This is a genomic window from Brevundimonas sp. Leaf168 (assembly GCF_001423685.1).
Taxonomy (GTDB): domain Bacteria; phylum Pseudomonadota; class Alphaproteobacteria; order Caulobacterales; family Caulobacteraceae; genus Brevundimonas; species Brevundimonas vesicularis_C.
This window is the reverse complement of the sequence record NZ_LMOY01000009.1, coordinates 338,854-348,196: the sequence shown is the minus strand read 5'-3', so window position 1 is coordinate 348,196 and position 9,343 is coordinate 338,854. Positions and strand designations below refer to the sequence as shown.

10 protein-coding genes and 2 tRNA genes are annotated in these 9,343 nt (G+C 66.7%); 4 read left to right on the top strand and 8 right to left on the bottom strand.

The window, feature by feature from the left end:
• The 3 genes from ASF81_RS14880 to ASF81_RS10720 form a co-directional block, all read right to left on the bottom strand.
• The coding region (locus tag ASF81_RS14880; protein ID WP_156356048.1) for a GTP-binding protein at positions 1 to 99 on the bottom strand (99 nt) is incomplete at its 3' end.
• Between the two features lie 64 nt (positions 100 to 163).
• Positions 164 to 237: transfer RNA gene (locus ASF81_RS10725), tRNA-Gly, on the bottom strand.
• A gap of 81 nt (positions 238 to 318) precedes the next feature.
• Positions 319 to 402: transfer RNA gene (locus tag ASF81_RS10720), tRNA-Tyr, on the bottom strand.
• Positions 403 to 551: 149 nt separating this feature from the next.
• Here ASF81_RS10720 and rlmB point away from each other — a divergent pair.
• Genes rlmB through ASF81_RS10700 form a run of 3 tightly spaced genes read left to right on the top strand, consistent with a single transcriptional unit; the run spans position 552 to position 2,609 of the window.
• The gene (gene rlmB, locus ASF81_RS10710) at positions 552 to 1,436 is read left to right on the top strand and encodes a 23S rRNA (guanosine(2251)-2'-O)-methyltransferase RlmB (protein WP_082503536.1); all 885 of its coding nucleotides are present in this window, start codon (positions 552 to 554) and stop codon (positions 1,434 to 1,436) included.
• 31 nt (positions 1,437 to 1,467) lie between these two features.
• Entirely contained in the window at positions 1,468 to 2,274 is an 807-nt protein-coding gene (locus ASF81_RS10705; protein ID WP_055808431.1) for a TerC family protein, read from the top strand.
• Positions 2,271 to 2,609, top strand: coding sequence for a rhodanese-like domain-containing protein (locus ASF81_RS10700; RefSeq protein WP_055808429.1), 339 nt, complete (start codon positions 2,271 to 2,273; stop codon positions 2,607 to 2,609). Before ASF81_RS10705 ends, ASF81_RS10700 begins: the two co-directional genes overlap by 4 nt.
• Here ASF81_RS10700 and ASF81_RS10695 read toward each other — a convergent pair whose 3' ends face one another.
• From ASF81_RS10695 to ASF81_RS10680, 4 genes are read right to left on the bottom strand one after another with little or no spacing between them, the layout of a single operon-like run.
• Positions 2,610 to 3,323: a 2OG-Fe(II) oxygenase family protein gene (locus ASF81_RS10695; protein WP_082503535.1), complete on the bottom strand. Its 714-nt coding sequence runs from the start codon at positions 3,321 to 3,323 to the stop codon at positions 2,610 to 2,612.
• Positions 3,324 to 3,340: 17 nt separating this feature from the next.
• Positions 3,341 to 5,044, bottom strand: a complete 1,704-nt coding sequence (metG, locus tag ASF81_RS10690; RefSeq protein ID WP_055808427.1) for a methionine--tRNA ligase — start codon at positions 5,042 to 5,044, stop codon at positions 3,341 to 3,343.
• Positions 5,045 to 5,098: 54 nt separating this feature from the next.
• Positions 5,099 to 6,457 (bottom strand): MATE family efflux transporter, encoded by a 1,359-nt coding sequence (locus ASF81_RS10685; protein WP_235559313.1) that lies wholly within the window; start codon positions 6,455 to 6,457, stop codon positions 5,099 to 5,101.
• Between the two features lie 51 nt (positions 6,458 to 6,508).
• Positions 6,509 to 6,907, bottom strand: coding sequence for a DUF1489 family protein (locus tag ASF81_RS10680; protein ID WP_055755036.1), 399 nt, complete (start codon positions 6,905 to 6,907; stop codon positions 6,509 to 6,511).
• Positions 6,908 to 7,011: 104 nt separating this feature from the next.
• Here ASF81_RS10680 and ASF81_RS10675 point away from each other — a divergent pair, with 104 nt between their 5' ends.
• Positions 7,012 to 7,302, top strand: coding sequence for an antibiotic biosynthesis monooxygenase family protein (locus ASF81_RS10675; protein WP_066625850.1), 291 nt, complete (start codon positions 7,012 to 7,014; stop codon positions 7,300 to 7,302).
• Here ASF81_RS10675 and ASF81_RS10670 read toward each other — a convergent pair.
• The gene (locus ASF81_RS10670) at positions 7,299 to 9,260 is read right to left on the bottom strand and encodes a biotin carboxylase N-terminal domain-containing protein (RefSeq protein ID WP_055808425.1); all 1,962 of its coding nucleotides are present in this window, start codon (positions 9,258 to 9,260) and stop codon (positions 7,299 to 7,301) included. The two genes, ASF81_RS10675 and ASF81_RS10670, sit on opposite strands and share 4 nt — an antisense overlap.
• Positions 9,261 to 9,343: the final 83 nt, after the last annotated feature.

Sequence of the window (9,343 nt, the reverse complement as noted above, 5' to 3'; positions counted from 1 at the left end):
CGTGATCGCAGCCGTCAACGTCGTCTTGCCGTGGTCAACGTGACCAATCGTGCCGATGTTGCAGTGCGGCTTCGTCCGTTCGAACTTTTCCTTGGCCATGGCCAAACTCCTGATGGCCCGGGTCCGTCAGCGGAGGGGCGCGATGCTGATCTTTTTAAAAACCTGGAGCGGGTAGACGGGATCGAACCGACATCCTCAGCTTGGAAGGCTGCTGCACTACCATTGTGCTATACCCGCGCGGAGACTGCGGAAGTTCTTTCGGAACGCCGCAGCCGGTTCCTCTCCGTCGTCCTGATCCGTCGTATCCGTCAAGGCGCGTGGTGGGGGAAGAAGGACTCGAACCTTCGAAGCTTACGCAGGGGATTTACAGTCCCCCCCCTTTGCCACTCGGGACATTCCCCCAGCGCGCCTTGTCGAACCGTCGGACCCCTCGTTTCCGCCCATAAAGAAGCGGGACGAAACAAAAGCCTTCGGCTTGTCGCCTCCTCTAGGATAGAGGGGGCGCCCAGACCCGAAAGCCCTTGGGGCTCCAAATCGGAGGGCGTCTTATAGTGTCGTCGAAATCAGAACGCAACGACCGTAAAAGCGGTAAAAAACCGGTCTTCGGAAACCGTCCCGATGGCCCCCGCGACAAGGGCCAGAAGCCCGCTGCGCAAGGGTTTGGCCGGCGCGAGGAAACTCCTCGCCAGCCCCGTTCGCCCGATCGGAGCAAGTCGGACGCCGATAATTTTCTGTGGGGCCGACATCCGGTTTTGGCCGCTCTGGCGAATCCCGCCCGTCGCGGCATGGGTCGTCTGCTGGCCACGGCCGAGCGCGCCGCCGAGATCGAGAACAATGCTCTCGCAAACGGCCATAAGATCGAGGTGGTCGATATCCAGGCCCTGACCCGGATGCTGCCCCCCGGCGCCGTGCATCAGGGGCTGGCCTTCAAGGTCCAGCCGCTGGAAGGCGTGTCGCTGGAAGAGCTGGCCGATCCGGCTGAGGGCGTCATCGTCATGCTGGATCAGCTGACCGACCCCCAGAACGTCGGCGCCATCTTCCGCTCTGCCCTGGCGTTCGGCGCACGGGGAATCATCGTTCAGGACCGTCACGCTCCGGCCCTCGCCGGCGCCTTGGCCAAGGCGGCCGTCGGCGCCACCGAACGCCTCCCTCATGCGCGCGTCACGAATCTGTCCCGTGCGCTGGAGCGGCTGGCCGATCTGGGCTGGCGCGCCGTCGGGCTGGACGGAACGGGCGAACAGACGCTGGAAGAAGCGCTGGATCATCAGCCGACCGTTCTGGTCATGGGGTCCGAAGGCGACGGCATCCGTCGTCTGGTCGCCGAACACTGCGACGTCCTGGCCAAGATCCCCATGCCGGGCGGATTCGAGAGCCTGAACGTCTCCAATGCTGCGGCGGTTGCGCTTTATGAAGCGGCGCGCGCGCAACGCGGCTGACAGAACGCCGCACCGAGGCTAAGGAGCGGAAATGGAATTCCTTTCGTCTCCCGAACTCGCCAGCCAGGCCACGGCCCTGGGCCAGGTCCTGCTGATGGATCTCGTCCTGGCCGGCGACAACGCCGTCGCCGTGGGCCTGGCCGCCGCCGCCCTGCCCCAGGACCAGCGCAAGAAGGCCATTCTGATCGGCCTGGCCGCCGCCGTCGTCATGCGAATCGGCTTTGCGCTGATCACTGTGCAGCTTCTGGCTCTGGTCGGCCTGTTGCTGGCCGGCGGCCTGCTGCTGCTGTGGGTGTGCTGGAAGATGTGGCGCGAACTGCGCGAGCAGGCGACGCACGACCAGGCCGAGGCCGAAAAGGAACTCGAACTGGCCATGAGCATCGAGCACGGCTCTGGACCGTCGCCCGAGGAACTGGGCCTGAAGCGCAAGAGCTTCGGCGCCGCCCTGCTTCAGATCATGGTCGCCGACATCACCATGTCGCTGGACAATGTGCTGGCCGTCGCCGGCGCCGCGCACGAACACCCCTGGATCATGGTCTTCGGCCTGGTTCTGTCGATCGCCCTGATGGGCGTCGCCGCCACATATATCGCCAAGCTTCTGCACCGCTTCAGCTGGATCGGCTATATCGGTCTGGTCGTCGTCCTTTATGTCGCCCTGCACATGATCTGGGACGGCGCCCGTCAAGTGGTGGTTCGGACCGGCCATATGGACGAATTCAACGCCTCGGCCCCCGCCTTCCTTGAGATCGGTCCCGAGGAAGCGGCGAAACATCTGGGCCAGAAGCGCACCGAGGACAGCCCGACGCCGGCGCCCGCCCAACCGACGGTCGCGCCATGACCGTCGCCACCGTCACAGTCGAAGAGGCCGCCGCCTGGCTGCAGGCGGGCGAAGCGGTGCTGATCGATGTGCGCGAGCCGGACGAGTTCGCCGCCGCCCGCATCGACGGCGCGATCCTGGCCCCGCTCAGCCAGATGCCCGCCGCCTGGGAGGCGCTGGACCTTCCGGCCGACAAGAAGATCATCGTTCAATGCCTGAAGGGCGGCCGCAGCCACCAGGTCTGCGCCTTCGTCGGGCCGACCGGTCCCGAGGGCCAGCCGCTGTTCAACCTGACCGGCGGCATCCAGGCCTGGAATGCGGCGGGGCTTCCGGTCGTGTTCGCCGAGCAGGACTGATCAGCGACCGCGCAGCCAGCCGGTGACCGAAATCCGGTCCGCCGCCGCCGACAGGGCGACCTGCGTCACCGAATGGGGCGTCGGCACCTTCAGCAGGTTCAGGGTGTTGAAGCGCGGCGTAAAGGCCTCCGCCACATTGCCGTCGGCGCCATGGAAAGCCAGAAGGCCGCCCCACTCGATTCGCCAAGCTGGGGTCAGGTTCAGCACATAGGCGAAGAAGCGATTCTTACCCTCGGCGTGATCGTCATGCTCGGTCAAAAAATGACCGGCGCGATAACGGGTCAGCTGCGCATCGGCCAGGGCGAGCCGCGGCTCTCCCGTCACGTCCCGCATCAGACCCAGGAAGGCCTCGCCGTTCAGGAAGGCCAACAGATCGGCCCACACCGGCGCCGCCTGCCCCGCCTGGACCAGATCGTAGATCGGGTGATTGTCGTACAGATACTGGAAGTCGGTCTGGGCCGAGACCTGCACCGCCTGACCCAGCGCCTGTTTCTGATCCGGCGTCAGGGATGCCAGCCAGGCGGCGGGCAGATCGACATGGCCGGTCCCGCGTCGCGTCACGACATTGTAATCGACGCGCGTCGCCGCGTCGTAGAGCGCCTGCGCGTCCGTGGGGGCCAGGACGCGGTCGATCTGCGCCCGCCCGGTGCGCGCCAACCGCTCACGAATGGCGGCGCGCGCTTCGTCGGTCAGGGACGTCAGGGTCGGCGTCATCGCTTATCCCCTTCGGATCAGGCGTCCGCGCCGCCGAAGCGTTCGGACCATTCCGCGACCTGGGCGTCCTCGATCTTGGCGAACAAGACGCCCTGAGCCTCGACCTTGCCGCCGACCGGCAGACGATTCAGCAGATCCTCGTCGGCGCCAGGCCAGCTCAAGTCGTCCACTCCAACCGACGCCGCGATCTTGGGCGCGGTGAAGGGCAGGATCGGCGCGGCCAGACGCGCGAACAAGGCGACGAGATTCAGACCCGTGCGCACCCCCACCGCCGCGCGGTCGCGATCGGTCTTCAGCGCCGTCCAGGGCGCCGCGACCTGCAGATACTCGTTGCCCAGCACCCAGGCGGCGCGGATGGCGACGGCGGCCTTTCTGAACTCCATCGCTTCCAACTGTTCGGTCGCCTCGGCGACGGCTGCCTTGATATCGGCCTCCAGCTGCATTTCGACCGGTCCGGCCTCGCCGCCTTCGGGCACCACGCCGTCGAACTTGGATTCCGCGAACTTGACGATGCGGTTGACGAAATTGCCCAGCACATCGGCCAGGTCCTTGTTGGTCGAGGCCTGGAAGTCCTCCCAGGTGAAGGCCGAATCCGCGTGCTCCGGCCCATAGGCCGTCAGGCGCCAGCGCCAGTAATCGGCCGGCAGCAGCTCCAGCGCCTGATCCATAAAGACGCCGCGCTTCTGGCTGGTGGAGAACTTGCCCCCGTACCAGTTCAGCCAGTTGAAGGCCTTCAACTGATCCACCGTCTTCCACGGTTCGCCCGAGCCGATGATGGTCGCGGGGAAGCTGACGGTGTGGAAGGCGACGTTGTCCTTGCCCATGAACTGGACATAGCGAACGTCTTCAGCGCCCTCGTCCAGACGCCACCAGTCACGCCACGAATCGCCCGTCGCCTCGGCCCATTCCTCGGTCGCGGCGATGTATTCGATGGGGGCGTCGAACCAGACATAGAAGACCTTGTCCTCCATTCCGGGACGCGGGAAGCCGTCCTTCGTCACCGGCACGCCCCAGGCCAGGTCGCGGGTGATGCCCCGGTCGATCAGCCCCTCGTCCAGATGTTTGTAGGCGATGGACTTGGCCAGCTGTTGCCAGCCGGTCTTGCCGTCGACCCAGGCGCGGATTTCGGGCTCGATCTTGGTCTGGAGCAGATAAAGGTGACGCGTATCGCGCACCTCCAGATTCTTGGAGCCCGACACCGACGAATAGGGGTCAATCAGGTCGGTCGGATCCAGCAGGCGTCCGCAGTTGTCGCACTGATCGCCACGCGCGCCGACATGGCCGCAGTGCGGGCAGGTTCCCTCGACATAGCGGTCGGGCAGGAAGCGGGCGTCGTCGATTGAATAGATCATCCGATCCACCCGCTCCTCGATCAGGCCGTTCTTCTCCAGCGCCTCGGCGAAATGCTGGGTCAGGCGATGGTTCTGCGGGTTCGACGACCGGCCGAACCAGTCGTAGCTGAGGCCGAACGCCTGACCGGCGGCCTTCTGGATCTCGTGCTGCTCGTCGCAATAGGTCCGCACATCCTGGCCGGCCGCGGCGGCGGCCAGCTCGGCCGGGGTGCCATGCTCGTCCGTAGCGCAGATATAGAGCACCTCATGACCCTGGGCCCGCTTGAACCGCGCCCAGACGTCGGCCGGCAACATCGAGCCCGCCAGATTCCCCAGGTGCTTGATGCCGTTGATGTAGGGCAGCGCCGAGGTGATGAGGATGCGGGCCATGATCGTCCAGGAGTTCGGGGAAGCGCAGGGATATAGAGCGGCGGCGCGGTTTCCTCAAACGCCTTGCGGCAGACGGCGCGCAATACGGATGAAACGCCCGGTCAGCAGGGTCGAGGACGCCAGGCTGGCGATCACCACGGCCCAGACCAGGCCGTTGACGCCCATCTGGTGCGCCAGAACCCAACCCAGCGGCATCATCACCGCGCCGTAGGCGGCGAAATGCATGATGGTGGGCCACCAGACGTCGCCTGCCGCGCGGTTGGCCTGGGCCGCCACGACCTGAATGCCGTCCGCCACGAAGAACAGCGTCGCCAGCACCAGGGCCGGCGCCGCGATGGCCAGCAGGACCGGATCGCGATTATAGGCGCCGACGATCAGATGGGCGCTGGGCCAGACCAGCAGGGCGACCACCAATGTCAGGGCCGTCACGACGCCCAGCCCCACCAGCCCGGCGCGCATCACCCCTCGCCCGTCGCCGGCGCCATAGCTGCGGCCCACCAGCACCGCCGTCGCCGACGACAGCCCCATCGGCAGCATGAAGACGATGGCCGAGACGTTGAGCACCACCGCCCAGGCCGCCGTCTCCGCCGTGCCGATCTGACCGGCGAAAAAGGTGAAGCCCGAAAAGGCGCCGACCTCGATGAAATAGGAGGCCCCGGCGCCCAGGCCGACCTTGACCTGTTCGCGCGCGGCCTTGGGATCGCGCTCGGGCTTGTCGAAAATACCCAGCGCCCGCGCCTCGGGCAAACGCAGGATGTAGATCACCAGGAAGATCGCCAGCGCCGCCCGCGCCCCGAACGTCGCCCAAGCCGAGGCGAAGGCGCCGTCGAAGCCGAAGCCCAGAAGGTCCGGCACCAGCACGATGTTCAGCACCAGATTGACCCCGTTCGCCACCCACATGGCGACCATGCCGGGCTTGGGCCGGCCCAGAGCCTCCAGGAAGAACTGGCCCGTCACCGAAATCAGATAGAAGGGCATGGACAGGGCGAAGACGACCAGGGCAGGCCCGGCGCCCTCCGCCAGACCATCCTCCAGCCCCAGCTTGCCCAGTCCCCACGGGCCAATGGCGATCAGGGCGATCATCGACACCACGCCGATCTGCAACGAATAGGTCAGGCCGCGACGCAGCACTGAGCCGACAGCGTGCCGACGCCCCTCGCCCAGCATCCGCGCCGTCATCACCTGAACGCCCAGCATCAGGCCCACTGCTGTCGTCACCACAATCGACGTCGGCGCCCAGGCCAGCGAATGGAACGCCAGTTCCTGGCTGGAATAGTTGCCCACCACGATGGCGTCGGTCAGCCCCATGGTCATGATGCCGATGCGCGCTAGGATCACCGGCCATGCCAGGTTCAGCAGGTCGCGGAAGGCGGTACGGGTCTGGGGGCTGAGCGCGATCATCGGACGCGGCACAGGCCACGCCGACTCGCCGGGGTCAACTCCCAAAAACTTTGAGGGCTTGGCCTACCAGGCGCCCAGTTCGCGCAGCTGACGCACCAGTTCTTCCGGAGCCTCGCCAGCGTCGAGGTCGGTCAGATCGACCGGCGCATCCTTGGGCTCGAAATATCGCCAGCCCTGGAAGGGTCGCCGGGCCATGGGCGCGGTGCGGATGACCTTGGGTTCGAGCGTGATCTCACAGCGGCTCTGCTTGCCCTCGCCCAAGGTTGTGATGTCCAGCACCGGTTGGCGACAGACGATCGTCCCCTTCACCACCCAATAAAGCGAGCCGCCGTCCTCGATCTCGGTCGCCCGTTTCGGCGTCATGCGTGTGTGGACGACGAGCGCCCCGCCTCGGGCGGCGCGGGCCTCCAGCCATTCGACGTCCGGCACCCCGACGCCCAGCTTGATCATGTGAAGCGGCATGGCGCCCACGTAGTGCCCCTTAGGCGCATTGGCCAGATTCTTAATCTAAAGGGGCTAGCTATGATCGCGCGCCGCTCAGCTCGCCCAGCGCGTTTAGGACCAGTATGTACGGATTGATTACCCGCCTGACGGCCCATGCCGGCCGCCGCGACGAACTGGGCCTCTGCCTGCTGGATCCCAATGTGAAGCGACCGGGCTGCCACAGCTATGTCCTGGCGCAAGATCCGAAGGATGCCGACGCCCTGTGGGTCACCGAGGTGTGGATGAGCAAGGCGACGCACGACGCCTGGTCGGCCAGCATCCGCGAGACAGGCGTCATGCGACCCGCCTTGGCTCTGATAGCCACCTTTGGCGACACCGTCTTCACCCGCCCCATCGGCGGCGTGGGGCTTTAGTTCGCCTTCACCACCGCCAACACGGCCGCCTCGACGACCTGATCGCCAAGAGACGCGACGCTTTCCACCACGCCGTCGAACGGCGCGGTCAGGGCGTGTTCCATCTTCATGGCTTCCAGCACCACGACCGGCTGTCCCTTGGTGACGGCGTCGCCGGCCTTGACCGGCGTCGCGACGATCTTGCCCGGCATGGGCGCGCGCAGCGAACCATCCGACACCGCGCCCGCGCCGGACCCCACGGCGGCGCGATAGGGCGTGACGCGACGCGCCTCACCATCGACGAACAGGACGAAACCGTCGTCGATCGTCTGATAGCCGAACAGGCGATCGCCGGCCTGGACCTGATCGAACCCGACGTGGGCCAGTTCGCCCTGCGAACCGCGCCAGCCCGTTTCGACCGGCGTCACCGCAGCGGACACGCCCTGACCATCGACATGGGCCCAGACGGTTGTCTGCGCCGGCGCATTCAGGCGCACGCCATAGGACAGGCCCGGCTGGCCGCCCCAAGGGCTGAACCGGTCCGAACGCGCCTCGACCGCATCCGCCGCTGCTTCCGCAATCAGGGTCAGGGCCGCCAGCGTTGCTTCGTCGGACGGCTGCGGCTGCAACGCCGCCTCCTCCGCCGCGATGAAGCCCGTGTCCACATCGCCCGCGACGAAGCGCGGGTGCTCCAGGCAGCGTTTCAGGAAGCCGGCGTTGGCCTTGACCGGCCAGACCTCGACCTCGCCGGCCGCCTCGGCCAGACGCGCCGCCGCCTCCTCGCGCGTGTCCTCATGCACGATCAGCTTGGCGATCATGGGATCATAGAACTGGCTGACCTCGCCGCCCTGCTCCACGCCGGTATCTACGCGGATGCCTTCAGGCATGACGAAATGCTCCAGCTTGCCAATGGAGGGCAGGAAGCCGTTGGCCGGATCCTCGGCATACAGCCGCGCCTCCATGGCCCAGCCGTTCAGCTGGATCTGATCCTGCTTCAGGGGGATCCGCTCGCCCGCCGCGACGCGGAACTGCCATTCGACCAGATCGACGCCCGTCACGCTCTCGGTCACGGGATGCTCGACCTGCAGTCGGGTGTTCATCTCCATGAACCAGACGCCGTCCGCCTTCAGCCCGTCCGAGGCGTCGGCGATGAACTCGATGGTCCCGGCCCCGACATAGTTGACCGCCCGGGCCGCCTTGATCGCGGCCCCGGTGACGGCGGCGCGCACGGCCTCGCTCATGCCCGGCGCGGGCGCCTCTTCGATCACCTTCTGGTGGCGGCGTTGCAGCGAACAGTCGCGTTCGTACAGGTGGACGACCTCGCCGTGCTTGTCGCCGAAAACCTGCACCTCGATGTGGCGTGGGCGGGTGATGTAGCGTTCGATCAGCACCCGATCGTCGCCGAAGGCCGCAGCCCCCTCGCGCTTGGCGCTGGCCAGACCAGCGGCGAAATCGGCCGGATCATCGACCCGTTTCATACCCTTGCCGCCGCCGCCCGCGACCGCCTTGATCAGCACCGGATAGCCGATCCGCGCCGCCTCGGCCGTCAGGGTTTCCTCCGACTGATCGGCGCCCTGATAGCCCGGCGTCACCGGCACGCCCGCCTGGATCATCAGTTCCTTGGCCGCGTCCTTCAGGCCCATGGCGCGAATCGAGGACGGGTCCGGCCCGATCCAGATCAGGCCCGCCGCCGCGACGGCCTCGGCGAAGTCGGCGTTCTCGCTCAGGAAGCCATATCCGGGGTGGATCGCTTCCGCGCCAGTCGCCTTGGCCGCCGCCAGCACCTTGCCGCCGTCCAGATAGGATTCGCGCGCCGCCGCCGGACCGATCAGCACCGCCTCGTCGGCTTCGCGCACATGCAGGGCGTTGGCGTCCGCCTCGGAATAGACGGCGATGGTGCGAATCCCCATCCGCTTGGCGGTGCGGAAGACACGGCAGGCGATTTCGCCGCGATTGGCGACAAGGACGGACTTGAACATGAAGCGGTCTTAGCCGGATCGTGCGCATCAGGCGAGAGGCAGAGCACGACCCTTCTCACGCGACGCGGCAGGCGTTAAGCCCC